Annotated in this window: 20 protein-coding genes and 1 tRNA gene; 3 read left to right on the top strand and 18 right to left on the bottom strand. The window is 65.7% G+C overall.

What is annotated here, in order from left to right; translation table 11 throughout:
• Positions 1 to 5: 5 nt before the first annotated feature.
• The 14 genes from ACCD07_RS13125 to ACCD07_RS13060 form a co-directional block, all read right to left on the bottom strand.
• Positions 6 to 950: an ABC transporter substrate-binding protein gene (locus tag ACCD07_RS13125; RefSeq protein WP_353399216.1), complete on the bottom strand. Its 945-nt coding sequence runs from the start codon at positions 948 to 950 to the stop codon at positions 6 to 8.
• 50 nt (positions 951 to 1,000) lie between these two features.
• On the bottom strand, positions 1,001 to 1,984 hold the full coding sequence (locus ACCD07_RS13120) for an ABC transporter permease (protein WP_176650532.1): 984 nt from the start codon (positions 1,982 to 1,984) through the stop codon (positions 1,001 to 1,003).
• A gap of 4 nt (positions 1,985 to 1,988) precedes the next feature.
• A complete protein-coding gene (locus tag ACCD07_RS13115) occupies positions 1,989 to 3,545 on the bottom strand; it encodes a sugar ABC transporter ATP-binding protein (RefSeq protein WP_413447565.1) in 1,557 nt (518 codons plus the stop codon).
• A 14-nt stretch (positions 3,546 to 3,559) separates the two neighbouring features.
• The gene (locus tag ACCD07_RS13110) at positions 3,560 to 4,426 is read right to left on the bottom strand and encodes a fumarylacetoacetate hydrolase family protein (RefSeq protein ID WP_176650530.1); all 867 of its coding nucleotides are present in this window, start codon (positions 4,424 to 4,426) and stop codon (positions 3,560 to 3,562) included.
• A 37-nt stretch (positions 4,427 to 4,463) separates the two neighbouring features.
• Positions 4,464 to 5,210 carry an SDR family oxidoreductase gene (locus ACCD07_RS13105; protein WP_413447564.1) on the bottom strand — a complete coding sequence of 249 codons (747 nt, stop codon included), beginning with the start codon at positions 5,208 to 5,210 and terminating at the stop codon, positions 4,464 to 4,466.
• A gap of 3 nt (positions 5,211 to 5,213) precedes the next feature.
• Positions 5,214 to 5,543, bottom strand: coding sequence for an L-rhamnose mutarotase (locus ACCD07_RS13100; RefSeq protein ID WP_176650528.1), 330 nt, complete (start codon positions 5,541 to 5,543; stop codon positions 5,214 to 5,216).
• Between the two features lie 10 nt (positions 5,544 to 5,553).
• Positions 5,554 to 6,381 carry an amidohydrolase family protein gene (locus tag ACCD07_RS13095; RefSeq protein ID WP_353399213.1) on the bottom strand — a complete coding sequence of 276 codons (828 nt, stop codon included), beginning with the start codon at positions 6,379 to 6,381 and terminating at the stop codon, positions 5,554 to 5,556.
• Complete coding sequence (locus tag ACCD07_RS13090) at positions 6,381 to 7,391, bottom strand: aldo/keto reductase (RefSeq protein ID WP_176650527.1); 1,011 nt, start codon at positions 7,389 to 7,391, stop codon at positions 6,381 to 6,383. Before ACCD07_RS13090 ends, ACCD07_RS13095 begins: the two co-directional genes overlap by 1 nt.
• Before the next feature lie 2 nt (positions 7,392 to 7,393).
• On the bottom strand, positions 7,394 to 8,614 hold the full coding sequence (locus ACCD07_RS13085; RefSeq protein WP_413447563.1) for a UxaA family hydrolase: 1,221 nt from the start codon (positions 8,612 to 8,614) through the stop codon (positions 7,394 to 7,396).
• Positions 8,611 to 8,949, bottom strand: coding sequence for a UxaA family hydrolase (locus ACCD07_RS13080; RefSeq protein ID WP_176650525.1), 339 nt, complete (start codon positions 8,947 to 8,949; stop codon positions 8,611 to 8,613). Before ACCD07_RS13080 ends, ACCD07_RS13085 begins: the two co-directional genes overlap by 4 nt.
• 59 nt (positions 8,950 to 9,008) lie before the next feature.
• Positions 9,009 to 9,923 (bottom strand): GntR family transcriptional regulator, encoded by a 915-nt coding sequence (locus tag ACCD07_RS13075; protein WP_176650524.1) that lies wholly within the window; start codon positions 9,921 to 9,923, stop codon positions 9,009 to 9,011.
• Between the two features lie 53 nt (positions 9,924 to 9,976).
• Positions 9,977 to 11,107: a mannitol dehydrogenase family protein gene (locus tag ACCD07_RS13070; RefSeq protein ID WP_413447562.1), complete on the bottom strand. Its 1,131-nt coding sequence runs from the start codon at positions 11,105 to 11,107 to the stop codon at positions 9,977 to 9,979.
• Positions 11,108 to 12,118, bottom strand: coding sequence for a zinc-binding alcohol dehydrogenase family protein (locus tag ACCD07_RS13065; protein WP_413447620.1), 1,011 nt, complete (start codon positions 12,116 to 12,118; stop codon positions 11,108 to 11,110).
• Positions 12,119 to 12,242: 124 nt separating this feature from the next.
• Positions 12,243 to 13,424 carry a XylR family transcriptional regulator gene (locus tag ACCD07_RS13060; protein ID WP_413447561.1) on the bottom strand — a complete coding sequence of 394 codons (1,182 nt, stop codon included), beginning with the start codon at positions 13,422 to 13,424 and terminating at the stop codon, positions 12,243 to 12,245.
• Positions 13,425 to 13,704: 280 nt separating this feature from the next.
• Here ACCD07_RS13060 and ACCD07_RS13055 point away from each other — a divergent pair, with 280 nt between their 5' ends.
• Entirely contained in the window at positions 13,705 to 14,106 is a 402-nt protein-coding gene (locus ACCD07_RS13055; protein ID WP_176650521.1) for a hypothetical protein, read from the top strand.
• A 199-nt stretch (positions 14,107 to 14,305) separates the two neighbouring features.
• On the opposite strand, the gene ACCD07_RS13050 is transcribed toward ACCD07_RS13055, so the two are convergent.
• Complete coding sequence (locus ACCD07_RS13050) at positions 14,306 to 16,417, bottom strand: copper-transporting P-type ATPase (protein WP_413447560.1); 2,112 nt, start codon at positions 16,415 to 16,417, stop codon at positions 14,306 to 14,308.
• 168 nt (positions 16,418 to 16,585) lie between these two features.
• Entirely contained in the window at positions 16,586 to 17,440 is an 855-nt protein-coding gene (locus ACCD07_RS13045) for an aldo/keto reductase family oxidoreductase (protein ID WP_413447559.1), read from the bottom strand.
• Positions 17,441 to 17,546: 106 nt separating this feature from the next.
• Between ACCD07_RS13045 and ACCD07_RS13040 the strand changes: the two genes are divergently transcribed.
• Both ACCD07_RS13040 and ACCD07_RS13035 read left to right on the top strand, forming a co-directional pair.
• On the top strand, positions 17,547 to 18,446 hold the full coding sequence (locus tag ACCD07_RS13040; protein ID WP_413447558.1) for a LysR substrate-binding domain-containing protein: 900 nt from the start codon (positions 17,547 to 17,549) through the stop codon (positions 18,444 to 18,446).
• Between the two features lie 389 nt (positions 18,447 to 18,835).
• The gene (locus ACCD07_RS13035; RefSeq protein WP_353398230.1) at positions 18,836 to 19,414 is read left to right on the top strand and encodes an ORF6N domain-containing protein; all 579 of its coding nucleotides are present in this window, start codon (positions 18,836 to 18,838) and stop codon (positions 19,412 to 19,414) included.
• A gap of 207 nt (positions 19,415 to 19,621) precedes the next feature.
• Here ACCD07_RS13035 and ACCD07_RS13030 read toward each other — a convergent pair.
• Together ACCD07_RS13030 and dnaQ are read right to left on the bottom strand one after the other, a co-directional pair.
• Positions 19,622 to 19,696, bottom strand: a tRNA-Val gene (locus ACCD07_RS13030).
• A 60-nt stretch (positions 19,697 to 19,756) separates the two neighbouring features.
• Positions 19,757 to 20,473: a DNA polymerase III subunit epsilon gene (gene dnaQ, locus ACCD07_RS13025; protein ID WP_176650514.1), complete on the bottom strand. Its 717-nt coding sequence runs from the start codon at positions 20,471 to 20,473 to the stop codon at positions 19,757 to 19,759.
• Between the last annotated feature and the right edge of the window lie 37 nt (positions 20,474 to 20,510).

Here is a 20,510-nt window from a genome sequence, read left to right as displayed (position 1 = left end):
CCGGTTCAGTACAAGACCTTGGCCGCTTCCGGCAGGTCGACATTGGCCTTGGTGACCAGCACCACGCCGGTGGTGACCTGCGGCGGCACCTTCTTCCCTTCGATCACCTTGACCACGGTCGACACGCCGAGCGTGCCCATGGCATAGGTGTCCTGCACCGTGGTGGCGTACAGCGTGCCGCCCTTGACGAAGTCGCGCAGGTCCTGGTTGCCGTCGAAGCCGACCCCCACCACCTTGGCGGCCTTGCCCGACTGCGCCAGCGCGCGTCCCATGCCGACCGCGGTCGGCTCGTTGGCGCCGAAGATCCCCTTCAGGTCGGGGTGCGAGGCCAGCACGTCGATGGTCTGGTTCAGCGCGGTGGCCATCAGCGATTGCGAATAATAGGTGCCGACGATCTTCAGCTGCGAATTCTGCTCGATGTACTTGCGGAAGCCGCCGACCCGCCCCACTTCCGAACCGCTGCCGGCCACGTAGGACATGATGGCGATCTTGCCGGTGGTGCCGATCTTGCCGATCAGCGCCCTGGCGCTGGCCGCGCCGGCCGCCTCGTTGTCGGTGGTGACGCTGGACTGGTAGTACTTGGCGCCGGAAGCCGACACCGGCGAATCGATGATCACCACCGGTATCCGCGCCTCCCACGCCTTGCGGATCGCCGGCACCAGCGCGTCCGGATCCGACGGCGCCAGCACGATGCCGGCCACCTTGCGGTTGACCGCGTTCTCCACCATGCTGACCTGGTCGGCGATGGCCGACTCCGAGGCCGGCCCCTGGAAGCTCAGCGTGTAACCCGGCGCCTGCTGCACGCCGGCCTGCCCGCCCTTGCGCACCACTTGCCAGAAGTTCGAGTTGCTGCTCTTGACGATCATCGCGATTTCCTTGTCGGCCGCGCGCGCCGTCTGCCCCGTCAACGCCAGGGCCAGCGCCAATGCCAACGGCGCGATCTTCGCTATTCGATTCATGCTCTCCTCACTCTCTGTTTTTTTAATCAGGTTGCGGCGCTTCAGCGCCGGTTGCGTCTCTGGTCGATCCATACCGTCAGCAGGATCACTAGTCCGATGATGATCTGCTGGATGAAGCTCGATACCCCGTTCATGTTCAAGCCGTTGCGCAGGATGCCAATCACGAAGGCGCCGATCATGGTGCCGCCGATGCCGCCGATGCCGCCGCTCAGCGAGGTGCCGCCGATCACGGCGCTGGCGATCGCGTCCAGCTCGTACATCACGCCCTCGTTGGGCTGGCCGGTGACCAGGCGCGACATCAGCACGCAGCCGGCCAGCCCGGACAACACGCCCGACAGCACATAGGCCGCCAGCGCCACACGGTCGACCTGCACCCCCGACAAGCGCGCCGCCTCCGAGTTGGAGCCGACCGCGTACAGGTGGCGGCCGAACACGGTGCGCCGCAGCACCAGCGCGGCGGCGACCGCGATGACGATCATCAGCACCACCGGATACGGCACGCCGGGGAACACCACGTCCGGAAACGGCCCGCCGGTGTCGCGCTCGATGCGTCCCAGGGAGCCGTTGCCCAGCGCGCCGAAGGCCTCGCCCAGGCCGGAAATGGCGCGCGCGCCGGTGATCTGCAGCGCCACGCCGCGCGCGATCAGCATCATGCCCAGCGTGGCGATGAAGGGCGGCAGCTTGAGGCGGGTGACCGCCAGGCCGTTGGCCAGCCCGCAGGCACCGCCGACGGCGACTCCCGCCAGCATGGCGACGCTGGTCGGCATGCCGCCCTGCGCCAGCAACGCCGCCACCACGCCCGACAGCGCCAGCACCGAGCCCGAACTGAGGTCGATGCCGCCGGTGATGATGACGAAGGTGGCCGCCACGCCGAGGTAGGCGATCGAGGTCACCTGCAGCGCCACGCTCATGCCGTTGCCGACCGTGAGGAAGGCGTCGCTGGTGAGCGCGAACACCAAGGCCAGCGCCGCCAGGCTGGCCAGCGCGGCGAACTTCTGTATCAAATCCTTCTGCCTGTCATTCATGTCTCTATTGTCCCGTTTCTGATTCTGATGTGCGCTTCTTGCTGAGCGAGGCGAGATGCATGATCTCTTCTTGTGTCGTGTCGCGGGTGTCGACGACGCCGGTGATCCGGCCTTCATGGAACACCACCACCCGGTCCGTCATGCCCATGATCTCCGGCAGCTCGGAGCTGATCAGCACCACCCCGATGCCGTCGGCCGCCAGCTGGTCGAGCAGGCGGTAGATCGCCAGCTTGGCGCCGACGTCGATGCCGCGCGTGGGCTCGTCGAAGATGATGATCTGCGACTGGCGGAACAGCCATTTGCCGATGGCGATCTTTTGCTGGTTGCCGCCGGACAGGCACTGGGCCAGCTGCGCCGGCGACGGCGTCTTGATGCCGAGCGCCTCGATGTAGCGCGCGGCCGCCGCCTGCTCGGCCGGAAAATCGATCAGGCCCGCGCGCGTGGCCACCGCCGCCATATTGGCCAGCGTCAGGTTGGCGGCCACCGACATGCGGATCGCCAGCCCCTCGCCCTTGCGGTCTTCCGACAGGTAGGCGATGCCGTGGCCGATCGCCTCCGCCGGCGAGCGCACCGTGATCGCGCGTCCGCCCAGTTCGATGGTGCCGCCGTCGAGCGGATCGGCGCCGAACAGCGCGCGCGCCGTCTCGGTGCGGCCGGCTCCCATCAGGCCGGCGAAGCCGAGGATTTCGCCGCGCCGCAGCTCGAAGTCCAGCGGGCCGAACACGCCCTTGCGCTGCAGGCCGCGCACGCGCAGCAGGCAGTCCGTTTGCGGCGCGCGGGTGGCCGGCGGGAAGGTGTCGTCCAGCGCCCTCCCCACCATGCCGGCCACGATGCGCTCGACCGACGTGTCGCGCCACAGCGCGGTCGAGATATAGCGGCCGTCGCGCATGATGGTGACCCGGTCGACGATGTGCTGGAACTCGTCGAGCCGGTGCGAAATGTAGACGATGGCCACGCCATCGCGCTTGAGTTCATGGATGATCTCGAACAGGCGTCCGGTCTCGCTCTCGGTCAGCGAGGACGTGGGCTCGTCCATGATCAGCACCTCGGCGTCGAGCGACAACGCCTTGGCGATTTCCACCATCTGGCGCTGCGCCACCGACAGCGTGCCCACCAGCGCCTGCGGCGCCACGTCCAGCTTGAGCCGCTCGATCAGGCGGGCGGTGTCGGCGCGCATGCGGCGCCGGTCCACCAGCCAGCCCTTGCGCGGCTCGCGCGCGAGGAAGATGTTCTCGGCCACCGACAGGTGCGGCACCAGGTTCAGCTCCTGGTGGATGATGGCGATGCCGGCCGCCTGCGCCGCCACGGTGGAGCTGAAGCGGCAGGCCGCGCCGCGGTGCACGATCTGGCCGGCGTCGGGCTGGTAGACGCCGCTGAGGATCTTCATCAGCGTCGACTTGCCGGCGCCGTTCTCGCCGCACAGCGCGTGCACCTCGCCCTTGAACGCGTCGAAATGCACGTCGTCGAGCGCCACCACGCCGGGAAAGCGCTTGGTGACGCCGCGCACCGACAGCAAGGCCTGCTCCTCGCGCAACGGCGCCTCGGGCAAAATCGCGGGCATGAGCGCTTCCACGGTCAGCCGTCGATCAGTTCCGGATTCCACGCGTGCACGGTCTGGCGCTGTTCGCCCAGGCCGCCGATCCCCAGGCGCATGGTGTCGCCCGGGCGCAGGTAGACCGGATCGGGCTTCTGCCCCAGGCCCACGCCGGGCGGGGTGCCGGTGCTGATGATGTCGCCGGGGTTCAGCGTCATGAAGCGGCTGATGTAGCTGACCAGGTGGGCCACGCCGAACACCATGGTGCGCGTGCTGCCGCTCTGGAAGCGGCGGCCGTTCACCTCCAGCCACATGTCGAGGTTTTGCGGGTCCGGCACCTCGTCCGCCGTCACCAGCCACGGGCCAATGGGGCCGAAGGTGTCGCAACCCTTGCCCTTGTCCCACTGGCCGCCGCGCTCGAGCTGGTACTCGCGCTCGGACAGGTCGTTCACCACGCAATAGCCGGCCACGTGCCGCAGCGCCTCTTCCTCGGTGACGTAGCGCGCGGTGCTGCCGATGACGACACCCAGTTCCACCTCCCAATCGCTTTTGACCGATTCGCGCGGCAGCACCACCGGATCGTTACAACCGATCACGCAGCTGGTGGCCTTCATGAACAGCACCGGCTCGGCCGGCACCGCCATGCCCGATTCGGCCGCGTGGTCGGAATAATTGAGGCCGACGCAAATGAACTTGCCGACGCCCGCCCACGGCGGCGCCATGCGCACCGGCTCGGGCACCGCCGGCAGCCGGGCCGGATCCAGCGCCGCCAGCCGCGCCAGCGAGGCCGGTCCCAGGTCGGCCGCGCGCAGGTCCGGCAGCACGGCCGACAGGTCGCGCAGCACGCCCTCGGCGTCGATCAGGCCGGGTTTTTCCTGGCCCTTGGGGCCGTATCGCAGTAATTTCATGTCTCGGTTTCTCTTTGTTGTGGTAAAGGGTTGATGCTCAATTGCTCCAGCCGCCGTCGATCACGTGCACGGTGCCGGTGGTGAAGGCCGATTCGTCGCCGGCCAGGTAGACCGCCAGCGCGGCGATCTCCTCCGGTAAGCCCAGCCGCCCCATGGGCTGGCGCGCGGCGAAGGCCTGGCTGACCTGCTGCACGCTCTGGCCGCTGTCGTGGGCCTGCGTCTCGATGCGCTGGCGCAGCGACGGCGAGGCCACGGTGCCCGGGCAGATCGCGTTGCAGCGCACCCCGCTGGTGACGAAATCGGCCGCCACCGACTTGGTCAGGCCGATCACGGCCGCCTTGGTGGTGCTGTAGATGAAGCGGTTCGGCACCGCGCGCACGCTGGAGGCGATCGAGGCCATGTTGATGATGGAGCCGCTGCCCCGCTCCAGCATGCCGGGCAGGATGGCGCGGATCAAGCGGTACATCGAGCGCACGTTGAGGTTCATGGAAAAATCCCAGTCGCTGTCCTCGCAACCGAGGATGGTGCCGGCATGGACGTAGCCGGCGCAGTTGAACAGGATGTCGACCGCTCCCAGTTCCTGCGCCAGCGCGGCGATGGCCTGGGCGTCGGTGACGTCCAGGCGGCGCGCCTCGCAGCCGGCCAGCGTGGCCACCTGCTCCAGGTCGCGGTCGGTGGCGATCACGCGCGCGCCCTCGGCCGCGAAGGCCAGCGCGGTGGCGCGGCCGATACCTTGACCGGCGGCCGTGACCAGCGCGGTTTTTCCTTGCAATCGTTTAGTCATGATTCAATCCATGTGAAAGACGGGTTCCATCATCGCCCAGTGCTCGCCTTCGGCGCGGCTGGCCAGCGGCAGCTGGCAGGGACTGCAAAAGGTCCACCAGCGCTGGGTTTCCGGGTCGGCCGCCACCCGCCGCATGTCGGCGTCGAAGTCGGAACCGTGGTATTCCCAGTAGCCGAACAGCAGATTCTCCGGCTCGCGCAGGAAGATCGTGTAGTTGCGCACGTTCGCCTCCCGCAGCACCGCCAGCACCTGCAGCCACACGGCCGCGTGCAGCGCGCGGTACTCCGCGATCCGGTCGGGTGCGATGCCGATCACCATGCCCATTCTTTGCATGTCAGTTTCCTCAATCAAGTCGGTAAAAGCGTAGCGCGTTCAGGCCGAAGACGTCGTCCAGTGCCGCGCCGTCCAGGCCCGCCAGCAAGGCCTCGCTGGCGGCGACCCATTGCCCGTAGTCGGCGGCCAGGTCCAGCACCGGCCAGTCGCTGCCCCAGATCACACGGCGCGGACCGAAGACCTCCAGGATGTGGTCGACGTACGGGCGCAGTCCCTCCACGCTCCAGGCCCCGCCAGCCTCGGTCACCAGGCCGGACAGCTTGCAATGCACCTGCGGCAGCCGCGCCAGGCGCGCGATGTCGCCGCGCCACGGTTCCAGCTCACCGCGCGCGATGGGCGGCTTGGCGCCGTGGTCGATCACCAGCGGCAGGTCGGGATGGCGCTCGGCAAAGGCCAGCAGCGCCGGCAGGTGGCGCGGCAGCACCAGGCCGTCGAGGCTCAGGCCGAAATGCCGCATCGCCTCGATCGCCGGCGCCAGTGCCTCGTCGTCGACCCAGCGCTCGTCGTCGAGGTCCTGCAGCATCGGGCGCAGTCCCTTGAGCATCGGGCAGAGCGCCAGCGAGGCGATGCGGGTCGGCGCGTCGCGCGCCTTCAGGTCGACCCAGCCGACCACCCCGCCGATGAAGGCATGACGCTGCGCCAGGTTGAGCATGTAGCGGGTGTCACGCTCGTCTGGCATCGATTGCACCAGCACCGTGCGGGCAATGCCGTGCCGCACCAGCAACGGCGCCAGGTCGTCCGGCGCGAAGTCGCGGTGGATCGCGGCCAGCGCCGGCGGAGGCCAGGCTCCGTGGCGGTCGGCCAGGTGCCAGAAGTGCTGGTGGGCGTCGACCCGCATCACGCCCCCAGCTCCACCGGCGCGCGCTCGTCAAGCAGGCCGCGGCGCTTGAGCTCCTGCCACAGCTGCGGCGGAATCGGCAGCTCGAACCACTCGGCGTTCTGGCGCAGCTGCGCCACGTCGTGCGAACCGGGGATGCAGGACACCACGGCCGGATGGGCCATCGGGAATTGCAGCGCGGCCGCCGGCAGCGGCGTGTCGAACTCGCGGCAGACGGCGGCGATGGCGTCGACCCGCTGCAGGATCTCTGCCGGCGCGTCGGTATAGTTGAAGGTGCGGGCGCCGGCCAGCACGCCGGAATTGAACGGTCCGCCGATGACGATCGCGTTGCCGTGCCGCTGGCAGGCGTCCAGCAGGGGCGTCAGCGCGCCCTGCTCCAGCAGCGTGTAGCGGCCCGCCAGCAGCGTGCAGTCGAGCGGGCATTCCTGCATCGCGTCGGCCACCACCTCCCATTCGTTGACCCCGAGCCCGATCGCGCGCACGCGCCCGGAGCCGCGCAGCTCGTCCAGCGCGCGGAAGCCTCCGCCGGTGAGCTGGCGCCAGTATTTGTCGTGCAGCTCGCCGTGCGTGGCGCGGCCGATGTCATGCACCAGCAGGATGTCGATGCGATCGAGGTCGAGGCGCTCCAGACTGTCCTCGTGCGAGCGCATGATGCCGTCGTAGCTGTAGTCGTAATGCGGGCGGTATTGCAGCGGATCGGCCCAGCCGCAAGTGCCCGGCAGCACCCCTGCGGCGGGCAGCATCAGCCGACCGACCTTGGTGCTGACCACGTACTGGTCGCGCGGACGTTCGCTCAAGGCCTCGCCCAGGCGGCGTTCGGAGCGCGTGAAGCCGTAGTACGGCGCGGTGTCGAAATAGCGCAGGCCCAGGTCCCATGCGGCATCGACGGCGGCGCGCGCCGCGCGCTCGGAGACGGCCTGGTACAAACCGCCGATCGGCGCGCAGCCCATGCCCAGCCGGGTCAGCCGCAGGCCGCCGCGCGGCAGGGCGATCGAGTCGTCGCAGCGCACGGTCAGGCCGCCTTCAGCGGGAAGCAGCCAGGCCCCGTGGGCTCGAACTGCTTGTAGGTCAGGATGAATTCCTGGTGTCCCAGCTGCTCCGAGCAGCTTTGGGCACCGTTGGCGACGCTCGCCACCAGGTCGACGATCTCGCCGCCGACCTGCTCCAGCGTCGCCTCGCCGGTCAGGATGCGGCCGGCGTTGACGTCCATGTCCTCGGCCAGCTTGGTGTAGGTGGCCGGATTGGCGCAGACCTTGATGACGGGCGAGATCGCCGAGCCGACCACCGAGCCGCGCCCGGTGGTAAACAGCGTCAGGTGGGCGCCGCAGGCGATCAGTTCGACGATCTCGGCGTTATCGGAAATGTTGGGGAAGCCGAAGCGCGGTTCGCCGTCGGGCACCACGTCGAGCAGGTACAGGCCGTGGCCCGGCGGCTGGTCGCCCGGCTTGAGGATGCCGCTGATCGGCGAGGCGCCGCTCTTGGCATAGGCGCCCAGCGACTTTTCTTCCAGCGTGGTCAGGCCGCCGTCGGCGTTACCGGGGGCGAAGCTGCCGTGTCCCATGATGGTGTAGTAGCGCGCGGCCTTCTCCACCGTCTGCACGATGGCCTCGCCCAGTTCCGGCGTCACCGCGCGGCGCTTCATGTGGTATTCGCAACCGACCAGTTCACCCGTCTCCTCGAAGATGCAGGCGGCGCCGGCGGCGATCAACTGGTCGAAGGCGACGCCGACCGCCGGATTGGCGGTGATGCCGCTGGTGCTGTCGGAGCCGCCGCAGATGGTGGCCACCACCAGCTCGTCCAGGCCCATCGGCACGCGCTGCTGGGCGCCGACCTGTTCCAGCGCCCAGCTCACCCATTCGCGGCCGCTCTGGACGCCGCTGCGGGTGCCGCCCGCGTCCTGGATCGTGACCGTGTGCACCGGGCGGCCGCTATCGGCGACGGCCGCTTCCAGGCCGTTCTTGTCGAAGCTCTCGCAGCCGAGCGACACCAGCAGCGCCGCGCCCACGTTCGGGTGGGTCAGCACGCTGCGCATGATCTTGTCCGCGTACTCGTTGGGGAAGCAGCCGGGGAAGCCGATCAGGTGCACCGGCTGGTCCGGGAAGGCGCTGGTGATCAGGCGCGCCACGTGATGCGCGCATTCGACCAGGTAGGCCACGACGACCACGTTGCGGATGCCCTTGCGGCCGTCCAGGCGCTGGTAGCCGGCCAGGGTGTACGATGGTTGCGACGTCATTTGGCTTTGCTCCCGATGAAGTGGTGGCCGCCCTCGCCCAGCGTGTAGGTCGGGATGTAGCAGCTTTCCAGGTTGTGCGTATGGATATGCGCGCCGGCGGCGATCGGCGCGCTGGCCTTGCCGATGATGGCGCCGTAGCGCAGCACCGTGTCGCCGGCGCGCAGGTCGCTGCGCGCGACCTTGTGGCCCAGATGGATGTCTTGCGCGAGGGTGACGGCCTGGCCGTCGATCTCCACGCTGGCGCCGGCCTTCAGTTCAAGGCGGGCAATCAGACAATTGTCCTCGGGTGACATCAGGAGCAGGCTCGCTGCCTGCGCGGTGGTTGGTGTGGGCATGTCGGTCCTTTGCATACAGTCGGTTCCAGAGAGAGCTGTCCATGCCACCGCGTGCCGCGTCAGCCGGAGTGGGCCCGCATCTCTCTGGTGCGGATGGATTGCAGCAGCGTGCTGCGGGAAGAATTCAGATGGATGCGCATGGCGTCCAGCGCGCCGTTGATGTCCCGCCGCGCCAGCGCGTGCAGGATGTCGAGGTGCTCGTGCGCCGCGTACTGGTTGCGCGCCATCTCGTTGCCTTTGTCCCACTGGTAGTGGTAGTGGAACACCAGCGACACGATGTCGTAAAAGCCCTGCGCGAAGCGGTTGTGCAGCAGCCCGATGAGGAAGGTGTGGAAGTCGCGGTCCAGCGCCGGAAAGTCCTTGTGGCGCGCCGGCATGACCGAGCCAAGCTGCTCGTGGCGCGCGATCAGGTCGTCCAGCACGGCCATCGCCGGGTCGCTGGGCGGCAGCATGCCGAAGCGCTCGATCGCCGCCAGCTCGAACATCTGGCGCACGTCGGCCAGCTCCATGGCGAACGAGCGGTCGAAGGCGCACAGGCGCCAGCCGCCGTTCGGCTTCTTTTCGATCAGGCCGTAGCGCGAGAACTCGATCATGAATTCGCGCACGCTGATCGTGCTGACCTCGGCCGCGCGCGCCAGTTCCGCCTCGGAGAACTCCGCGCCCGGCGGCAGGTCGCTGTGGTAGATGCGTTCCATCAGCACCTGCCGCACCCGGTCCGGTCCGGTCTGTAAATCGGCAATGTCGAAGTAATCCTTGCGCGCCGGCTTGCGCAGCAGGCGCCGTTCCTTCAGATCGCTGATCAGGCCCTGCGCATGCAGATACGTCAGCGCACTGCGGATCGCCGTGCGGCTGCCGCCCACCAGCGCGACCATCTGGTGTTCCGTGGGCAGCGTGTCCCCGATCGCCACCTCGGTGGCGATGTGCTTGAGCAGCAGGTTGGCGCTGCGCTTGAAGATGGTAGGAGGTCGGGCCATGAGGTTGGGAACACGCCGGATTGGCGATCATATATAAAGGACAATCATACATTCTACCGTACCTCCAGCGCCACCAGGCCAAGGGCATCGCGCAGACGCGCTTGCGCAATGCCTAGACCGAGTTCGCCGGCCAGCTCCACCACCGGCAGCAGGCGCCGGCGCTTCTTTTCCTCGTGGTTCTGGGCGATGTCGGCGAGCCGGTGGGCCAGATAGGGATTGTTGAAACGGTCCCTGACCTGCTCCACGTAGGCGCGGCTTTCGGCCTCCTCGCCCAGCGCCTTGAACACCGGCAGCACCTCCTCCTCCCACAGCGCCTCCAGCCCCGCGCGCAGGCCATGGTCGGCCATCGCCTGCAGCACCGTCTCGCCGGCCGGCCGCGCGCCGCGCAGCCATTGCTCGGCCAGGAAACTGTGGCCGAGGTTGAGCAGGAACAGCTTGCGCCGCTCATACGGCTCCAGCCTCCTGGTCACCACGATAGCCGGATGCGTGCATGGCAGCTCCATGTCCGGCTGGGCTTCGACCACCCACAGGGCATAGGGTTCGGCCACCGCGCCGGCCGGCTCGATCGGCTCGGACACGATGCGGTCGACCAGGGAATTGATCCAGATGCAGCGGCTTTGCAACCAGTCGACGAAGGCCTGCTCCAGCGCCCAGTCGCGCGCCAGCCGCAGCACCACCTCGCGCAGCGCGCTGCCGTTGTTGGCGACCAGCTCGCACGGGAACAGGGTGATGGGCGCCCCGCCCTGGCGGTAGCGCGCGTGCAGCAGCACCAGCAGCTTGGCCGGAAAAGCGCGCGGCGCGGTATCGGCGGACAGCAGGCCGGGGTGGTCGTGCTCCGACAGGTCGTAGCCGCGGTCGCCGGTGTTGGACACGATGACGCGCGCCTCGCCGGCGGCATGGCGGCGGATCTCGGCCCAATCGCGCTCGGCGTGCAGGCCGCGCCGGACCGAGGTGACGCGCAGCTCGTCGTCGATCACGGCGCCGTCGCGCAGCCCGCGGATGCGCACCGGATAGCCGTGGCCGCGGTTGAAGGCGGCCAGCCGCTGTTCGCTCTGGGCGCTGCCGGTGCTCTGCACCACCGTGATCGGCCCCAGCGCCGCGCCATTGGTCATCGCCTCGCTGACAAACAGGTCGACGTGCGCCTGCAGAAAGCGGCTGGTGCCAAATTGCAGAATCGGATTCAATCAGACCTCGACGATGGCTTTGATCACGCCGGCGGAGGGTTCCATCCATTGCGGCAGCACGTCGATGAAATCGTCGAGCGTGGCGCGATGGGTGTTCATCAGGCGGGTCGGCACCAGGCCGGCCTTCATGGCCGCCAGCACCTCGCGGAAATCGTCCGCGGTCGCGTTGCGGCTGCCGAGCAGGGTCGTCTCGCGCTTGTGGAATTCCGGATCGGCGAACGAGATCCGGTCCGGCACGATCGACACCAGCACATAGGAGCCGCCATGGGCCACGAACTCCAGGCCGCGCTCCATGGCCTTGATGTTGCCGGTCGCGTCGAACACGACGTCGAAGAAATCGCCGCCGGACAGCTCCTGCAGCGCGGCCTTGTCGCCCTCGCCGACCGCCACCACGTGCTCGACACCCAGCGCGTCCTTGCAGAAGGCCAGCCGGTCGGCGCGCGAATCGAGCACCGCGACATTGGCACCCTTGAGGGATGCGAACAAGGCCACCGCGACGCCGATCGGTCCCGCCCCCACCACCAGCACGCGCTGTCCGGCTTCCACCGAACCGCGCCGCACCGCGTGCGCGCCGATGGCCAGGAATTCGAGCATCGCGGCGTCATCGAGCGAAATGCCGTCGGTCTTGAACAGGAATTGCGCCGGCACGGTCAGATATTCAGCCATGCCGCCATCGCGGTGCACGCCCAGCACCTGGATCCGGCTGCAGCAGTTGGTCTTGCCCTTGCGGCAGGCCACGCAGCTGCCGCACGACAGGTAGGGCATGGCGTAGACCTGGTCGCCTGGCGCCAGTTCCGAGCCTGGCGGCGCGGTCACGACCTCGCCGGACAGCTCATGCCCCATCACGCGCGGATAGCTCAGGAACGGCTGGGTGCCGCGGAAGATGTGCATGTCGGTGCCGCATACGCCGATGCGCCGTACGCGCATCAGCACCTCGCCCTCGGCGGCAACGGGAATCGGACCGTGCACCATGCGCAACTGGCCGGGTGCTTCGCACACTATGCTTTTCATCATGAAATTTTCCATTTAATACTATTTTTTGTGACGGCCAGTGTATGGTATATGTTTTGAACATTCAATAATTTTGCGTTCATTAAATCACCAAGTGGCGCAATGAATTTGCTTACTTCCGGCCTCAGGCCGCCTCCGCCTCGCCAAGCGCGCGGCTGCGGTAGGCGCGCGGCGTGCCACCCAGTTCGCGCTTGAACACCAGATGCATGTATTGGGCAGAACTAAATCCGCAGCCCTGGGCCACGTCGGCCATGCTGGCACCTCCGCTTTCCAGGCCCATCTTGGCTGCTTCGAGCTTGAAGCGCAGAATCGCATCGTGCACGCTGCACCCCAGCTCCTGCCGGAAGTAAGTCTCCAGCGAGGAGCGCGACACGCCCACGTAGGCGGCCACCTGCTGGCCCCTGATGCCCTGGCAGGCATATTGACGGATGAAATGGCAGGCCAGCACCACCTGCGGGTGGTTGACCGCCTGGTGCCGGCTCGATGCCTGCGCGTTGACGCCGGCGGGCGGCACCAGCAGGCGAAGCTCGGCCGGCGGTACGCCGTGCAGCATCCCGTCCATCAGCCGGGCGGCGGCGGCGCCGATCTGCTCCCCGCCCTGGATCACCGAGCTGAGCGGGATGCGCCCCAGCGCCCGCACCAGCGGGTCGTTGTCGATGCCAACCAGCGCCACCTGTTCCGGCACCGCGATCCCGGCGATGGCGCAGGCCTGCAGCAGCTGGCGCGCGCGCGCGTCCGTGACGGCGATGATGCCGATCGGCTTGGGCAGGCTGTGCAGCCAGCAGATCAGGCTCCGTACCGACTCGTTCCAGGCCGCCACGCTGGTGTCGCCCCCGCGGAAGATCTCGACCTCCATCCGGTCGCGCTCCATCAGGTCGTGGAAAGCGTTTTCGCGCTCTAGCGCCCAGCGGTGCTCGCCGGTCGCGGGTTGGCTGAACATGGCGAACCGGCGCAGGCCTGCCTCGGCCAGATGCTGGTGCGCCAGCTTGACGATGGCCGCGTTGTCGGTCGCGACATACGGCACGTCGCACGGATACTCGGCTTCGCTGGCATAGGAGCCGCCTACGGCCACCACCGGCACGCTGCTGCGCGACAGAACAGCCGCCACCGCGGGGTCGTCGAAGTCGGCGATGATACCGTCGCCCTGCCAGTGCTCGAAGCCGGCCAGGCGCAGGCGAAAATCCTCTTCCAGAAACAGGTCCCAGGCCACATCGGCATCACGCAGGTAGGAAGCGATGCCAGCCACGACGTCGCGGTCGAAGGCTTTGTTGGCGTTGAACAGCAAGGCAATCCGGGGCGCTTTCATCGCTGACCTCCTCTGAGTGGCAGGTGACGCGAACTGCTGGCCCACGGCGCGCGGCATGGCTTGAGTGTCATTGGATTGTCTCCCCATAGACGTATGTTTTTATATTGAGCGGTATTTAACCGCTGTTTAATATATATAGAATACAAGCAAAACGCAAGCCGTGTTGCACGCACCAGTTTGTTGTTTTTTTTGACGCCGGGGACAATTTTGACTTGGATCAAACAATTCTCAGGCATGAATCCGTAGGATGAACCTTGTCACCATGTCTCTGGAGAAACGCATGAAATCATTCCTTGCCCTGCCGCTCACACTGGCACTGATCGCGCCCAGCCAGGCGTTCTCGACCGAACCGCCCCGGCATGAGGAGCATCATCCGGCTGTCTCCGCACCCGCCAATACACCCGTTGACACGGCGAAGATGGATGCGCAGATGCGAGCCATGCGCGACATGCACGAAAAGATGATGAGTGCCAAGACCCCGGAAGAGCGCAAGGCATTGATGGCTGAACACATGAAAGCCATGCGGGAAGGTATGTCGATGATGGATGGTATGACGGGCGCGGGCTCCGCCAGAGCAAAAACCATGTCGCCCCAGGCGATGCAGAAGCAGATGGACATGATGAAGATGATGATGCAAATGATGATGGACCGAATGGATGCCACCCCGCCACCAGGCAAGTAATCCTATCGCCGGCTCAATCCAGTCCCGGAGCGCCGCCCGAGCCGCGGAACGAAGGCGGGAGTGCGATCGCGGTAGCGTCGGTACTCCTCGCCGAATTCCCCCAGTGCCCACACTTCCTCGATATGCGCCAGCCGGGCGTACACATATACCAAAAGGGCCCGAAATGGGGAATGTTCCATGATGAGGCTCCCGAAGTGCATCATCTGAGCCGCAAGGCGTTGCTGATCACCGAAGCGGAACTGAGGCTCATCGCCAATGCGGCGATGAGCGGCGAGAGCAGCCATCCCGTCAGCGGATAGAGCACGCCGGCCGCGATCGGAATGCCAAGCGCGTTGTAGACCAGCGCGAACAGCAGGTTCTGCTTCATGTTGGCGACAGTGCCCACCGAGATCAGGCGCGCCGTCGCGATCCCGCGCAAATCTCCTTTGACCAGCGTCACTTGCGCGCTGTTCATCGCCACGTCGGTTCCGGTGCCCATCGCGATGCCGACGTCGGCCCGCGCCAGGGCGGGCGCGTCGTTGATGCCGTCGCCAGCCATCGCCACGACACGTCCCTCGCGCTGCAGCTTTTCGACCAGCACCAGCTTGTCGGCCGGCTTGACCTCGCCGTGCACCTCGTCGATGCCGAGGCGCTTGCCGACGGCGATGGCCGTCGTGACGCCGTCGCCGGTGGCCATGACCACCCGTATTCCCGCCGCGGCAAGTGTGTCGAGCGCCTCGCGCGTGCTGGCCTTGATCGGGTCCGACACGGCCAGCAGCCCGGCCAGACGGCCATCTACCGCCAGGTGCATCACGCTCGCGCCCTCCAGGCGCAGCGCCTCGGCGGCCTGCTTCATGGGCGCCACATCCACGCCGATCTGAGTCATCAAGGTGGTATTGCCGAGCGCGAGCTGCCGGCCGTTGACGCTGCCGCGCACGCCGATGCCGCTGCTTGACTCGAACGCATCGGGTTTGTCGAGCGCCAGCTCGCGCTCGCGCGCGGCGCGCACGATGGCGTCGGCCAGCGGATGCTCGCTGCCCTGGTCGAGGCTGGCGGCCAGGCGTAAAACCTCGTCCTCGGCAAAGCCGGCGGCGGCGATGGCGCGCTCGAAGGCGGGCTTGCCTTCGGTCAGCGTACCGGTCTTGTCGACGATGACCGTGTCGACCTCGCGCAATTTCTCGATCGCGGCGGCGTCGCGAAACAGCACGCCATGGGTGGCCGCCTTGCCGGTGGCGACCATGATCGACATCGGCGTCGCCAGGCCGAGCGCGCACGGACAGGCGATGATCAGCACGGCCACCGCATTGATGAGTCCATAGACCCAGCTCGGCTGCGGGCCGAACAGCCCCCACGCAAGGAAGGTCAGCACCGCGATCGCGACCACGCCGCTGACGAAATATCCCGCGACCACGTCCGCCATGCGCTGCATCGGTGCCTTGGAGCGCTGGGCATTGGCAACCATCTGCACGATCTGGGCCAGCACGGTTTGCGATCCGACCTTCTCGGAACGCATCACCAGAGCCCCGCTGGCATTCAGCGTAGCGCCGATCACCTTGTCTCCCGTGCGCTTGGTGACGGGGATAGGCTCGCCCGTCAGCATCGACTCGTCGACGGCGCTGCTGCCCTCCAGCACAACGCCATCGACCGGCACCTTTTCGCCGGGACGAACCCGCAGCATGTCGCCGACGTGGACATGGGCGAGCGGCACGTCCTCCTCGCTGCCGTCGGCATTGATACGGCGCGCGGTTTTCGGCGCCAGCCCCAGCAGCGACTTGATGGCGGCCGAGGTTTTCGAACGCGCCTTCAGTTCGAGCATCTGCCCGAGCAAGGTCAGCGAGATAATGACCGCCGCCGCTTCGTAATACACGCCGATGCGCCCCATCGACACGAACGTCGGGGGGAACACCTGTGGCACGAGCGTCGCCACCACGCTGTAGACAAAGGCGGCGCCGGTGCCGAGCCCGATCAGGGTCCACATGTTCGGGCTGCGGTTGCGCACCGATTGGGCTCCACGGACGAAAAATGGCCATCCCGCCCACAGGACGATGGGGATCGCGAGTATCAATTCCACCCAGGTCTGGGTGCGGATCTCCATCAGCTCCAGCCGGTGCCCGAACATCGCCAGCGTGGTCACCACGACCGTCAGCGGCAAGGTCCACCAGAACCGGCGGGTGAAATCCCGAAGTTCCGGATTGTCGTCGTCTGCCAGATCGGGAATCACCGGCTCCAGGCTCATGCCGCATTTCGGACAGTTGCCCGGATGGTCGAGCCGGATTTCCGGATGCATCGGACAGGTGTAGACCAGGTCTTTCGATATTGATTCCCGAAGCATTTCAAATCCCATCTTGAGGTCCTGAATTGGCCATGTTGTCAATCACTGTAGTCGGATATGCATCCTCAAAACCTTGATATACATCAAATTACCGGGGATTCGCCGTCCATACTTTCGGCAGTTGGTGGGAAGTGCAAGTTTCGAACTGGAGCGCGACCTGGCCGGCAGTTATGCCGACGTGATGATGCCATTCAGCTTACGGACGGCTTCCGGCGGCAGTATCAGATCGGCAGCGGCGGCATTTTGACGCAGATGGGCAACGGATGAGGTGCCGGGAATCAGCAGGATATTCTGCGAACGTTGCAGTAGCCAGGCCAGCGCTGTCTGCATGGGCGTGGCGGCCAGCTGCGCGGCGACATCCGACAGGATAGCCGATTGCAGCGGCGAGAAGCCACCAAGCGGGAAGAACGGCACGTAGGCGATACCGTCTTTTGCCAGCTCGTCGATCAGTGCGTCGTCGTGGCGGTGGACCAGGTTGTATTGATTCTGCACACAAACAATGGGGGCGATGCTGCGCGCCTGCTTCACTTGCTGCGCGGTCGCATTGCTCACGCCAATATGGCGTATCAGGCCGCGGTGCTGCAGTTCCGCCAGTGCGGTGATGTGGGCTTCAATGTCGCCTTCCGCCGGCCCCATGACGTCAAACATGAGACGCATGTTCACCACATCCAGTCGTTCCAGGCCGAGGTTGCGCAGGTTGTCATGCACTGCTGCCTCCAGCGCCTTCGGTGATTGGGCCGGCAGCCAGGAAGCGTCCGCGCCGCGCGAGGCGCCGATCTTGGTGACGATCACCAGATCGTCCGCGTACGGATGCAGCGCTTCGCGGATCAGCTGGTTGGTGACATGGGGGCCGTAAAAATCACTGGTGTCGATGTGATTGATGCCCAGCGCAGCAAGCTCCCGCAGCACTGCCAGCGCTTCCTCGCGGTTCTTGGGCGGGCCGAAGACGTGCGGACCCGAAAGCTGCATGGCGCCATAGCCCATGCGGTTGACAGCCAGATCGCCAAGTTGGAAGGTGTTCAAAATATGCTCCTGAAGGATGGGTTGACGAACACAGTCTAGGCGCGAAAACTTTGTGCGACAATACCTCGCAATGGCACAACTTGTGCCGAATACAGGACAATGACCGATGGCTGATCTGCAGGATATCGGCGCCTTCGTCGCGGTCGCCAAACACGGCGGCTTTCGCGGCGCCGCGCGCATGACGGGCAATAGCGCGTCACAACTGAGCGAAGCGGTGCGACGGCTTGAGGCCGGCCTTGGTGTGCGCCTGCTGAACCGCACCACCCGCAGCGTGGCCACCACCGACGCCGGCCAGCGCTTGTTGGAGCAACTGATGCCGGCGCTGGGCGCGGTCGAATCCGCGCTGGATGTGGTGAACGGTTTTCGCGACCGTCCGGCTGGCAGACTGCGGCTCAACGTGCCGCTCAGCGTATCGAAACTGATCCTGCCGCGCATCATTCCGCCGTTTATCGCCGCGTATCCGGACATCTGCCTGGAGATCATCGTCGATGACAGCTTTGTCGATCTGCAGCGCTCCGGCTGCGATGCCGGCGTCCGCTACGAAGAACACATGGAGCTGGATATGGTGGCGATTCCGATTGGACCGCGCCGGCAACGTTTTGCGCTGGCAGCGTCGCCTGGCTATCTGCTAAAACACGGCCTGCCCAAGCGGCCGGAAGACCTGCTGAGACATACCTGCCTGCGCGGGCGCTTCTCCAGCGGTGCCATGCCGGATTGGGAATTCGAGCACAAGGGCAAGAAAGTCGTCATCAAACCGGTCGGTCCGCTGATCGTCAACCTGGGTGCCGGCGCCGACTTGAAGGTGGATGCGGCGCTGGCCGGCAGCGGCCTGGTGTACCTGTTTGAAGACTGGCTGAAGCCCTACATGGAACGCGGTGAACTGGAGCCGGTGCTGGAGCGCTGGTGGCCAGCCTTTAACGGTCCCTCGCTGTACTATCCAGGCCGGCGCTATCTGCCGGCGCCGCTGCGCGCATTTGCGGATTTTATTCCGACCATGCGCTGGTAGCGCCAAAAACAACAAAGGCCTACATCCAAATGATGCAAGCCTTTGATTTCAAACGAATTCTTGGTGGAAAGTGCAAGTTTCGAACTTGCGACCCCTGCAGTGTGAAGGCCCAAATACGAGACAGCGGGAGCCTTCCAAAGCCCGTATTCATAGGCAACACCCGCGTTAGATGGCTCCCGCCAGCTCTCGAAAAATCCCGCAGGACTCCGTACTCAGCCTCCAAATTTTTGTTGGCAAGGCCTTGATTAGCTACATGGGTCAGGATATCGAGTAGTGCTATGTTAAAGCTTTACGCTTCAGGGTCGCATCATGAGTGAGAGAAACGACACAGTTTCAAGCCGGAATTGCTTGAAGCTACAGCGCGAAATCAGGGTTCACGGAGCCAAGCGATGAGCACGCCGCCCCCGCCGCTGGCGCGCATCGAAAACCGCATCCTGCTCATTCGCGGCCAGAAGGTTATGATCGACACCGACTTGGCCGAGCTGTATGGCGTGCCAACCAAACGACTCAACGAACAGGTCAAGCGCAACCAGGAGCGATTTCCGGCCGACTTCCTGTTTCAGCTCACCGCCGCTGAAAAACAGGAGGTGGTCGCAAACTGCGACCACCTCGCCAAGCTGAAATTCTCGAAGACGCTGCCGTATGCCTTCACCGAACACGGCGCCATCCAGGCCGCCAACGTGCTTGCCTCGCCGCAGGCCATCGAGATGGGAGTGTATGTGGTGCGGGCCTTCGTGCGCCTGCGCGAACTGGTGGTATCGAACAAGGAACTGGCGCTGCGCCTGGATGAACTCGAGAGCAAGACCGACCTGATGTCGCTCAAGCAGGAAACCTTCGAACACAGCACGCACGCTCAACTCAAGCAGATCATCGACGCGCTGCGCGAACTGATGACGCCACCAGCGACGGCACCCAAGCACCCCATCGGCTTCGTCACACCCAACGATCCACCGAACAAGCCGAAATAGGCTAAGGGGCGGGCGGAGCCAGTGCCCTTCATAAATCCGACGCGTAGGCGCTGACGATAGTCGCTTGGGAATACGACCGAACAATCTATTGGATAGCGCAAACATTGCCGAAGAATACAAACAGGAAAAATTATCCGTGCTTTCATGCCAGCAAGAAAAAAGGCCCGCGTCAAATTGACGCAGGCCTTTGATTTTCTTACTAAATTCTGGTGGGAAGTGCAAGTTTCGAACTTGCGACCCCTGCAGTGTGAATGCAGTGCTCTACCCCTGAGCTAACCTCCCGAAGCGGGGCGAATTATCGCACACAACCTCCCGCCATGGGAAGGGCCCGCGCGAAAATTGTCAGGCGGCAGCCTGTGGCGCCACCGTCGCGGTCCAGATGCACTGGCCTTTGACCGCCTTGTCCAGCCCGGCGAGCGTGGCGGCATGCGCCTCCAGCTCCTCGTCCGAGGCCGGCAGGAAGATGATGTCGGCCATCGGCACCGGCTCCAGCAGCGCGCCGCCGACCACCACCTCCTCTTCCGCATCCATGCCCAGGCTGTTCTGCCCGCGCGTCATCGACAGGTAGACGTCGGCCAGCAGCTCGGCATCGAGCAGCGCGCCGTGCAGCTTGCGGTGCGAGTTCGACACGCCGTAGCGGTCGCACAGCGCGTCCAGCGAGTTGCGCTTGCCGGGATGGAGTTCCTTGGCGTGCACCAGCGTGTCGATCACGCCGCCGATGTGGCTGGAAAAGTCCGGCAGGTTCAGCAGCTTGAATTCGTGGTTCAGGAAGCCCAGGTCGAACGGCGCGTTGTGGATGATGACCTCGGCGCCCTGAATATAGGTGCGCAGCTGTTCGACGATCTCGTGGAATTTCGGCTTGTCGCTCAGGAACTCGGTGGTCAGGCCGTGGACGTTGAGCGCGCCCTCTTCCGAGTCGCGTTCCGGATTGATGTAGACGTGGAAGTTATTCCCCGTCAGCATGCGGTTGTTCAGCTCGACGCAGCCGATCTCAATGATGCGGTTGCCCAGCTTGGGGTTGATACCGGTGGTTTCGGTATCGAGTACGATTTGGCGCATAGTGTTCTGTGATGAGTCTGATCGTGGAGTATAACAG

The organism is Duganella sp. Dugasp56, assembly GCF_047304105.1.
In the GTDB taxonomy this organism is placed as follows: domain Bacteria; phylum Pseudomonadota; class Gammaproteobacteria; order Burkholderiales; family Burkholderiaceae_D; genus Rugamonas; species Rugamonas hordei.
The sequence above is the reverse complement of the archived record's forward strand: the minus strand, read 5'-3'. Positions and strand labels throughout refer to the sequence as shown.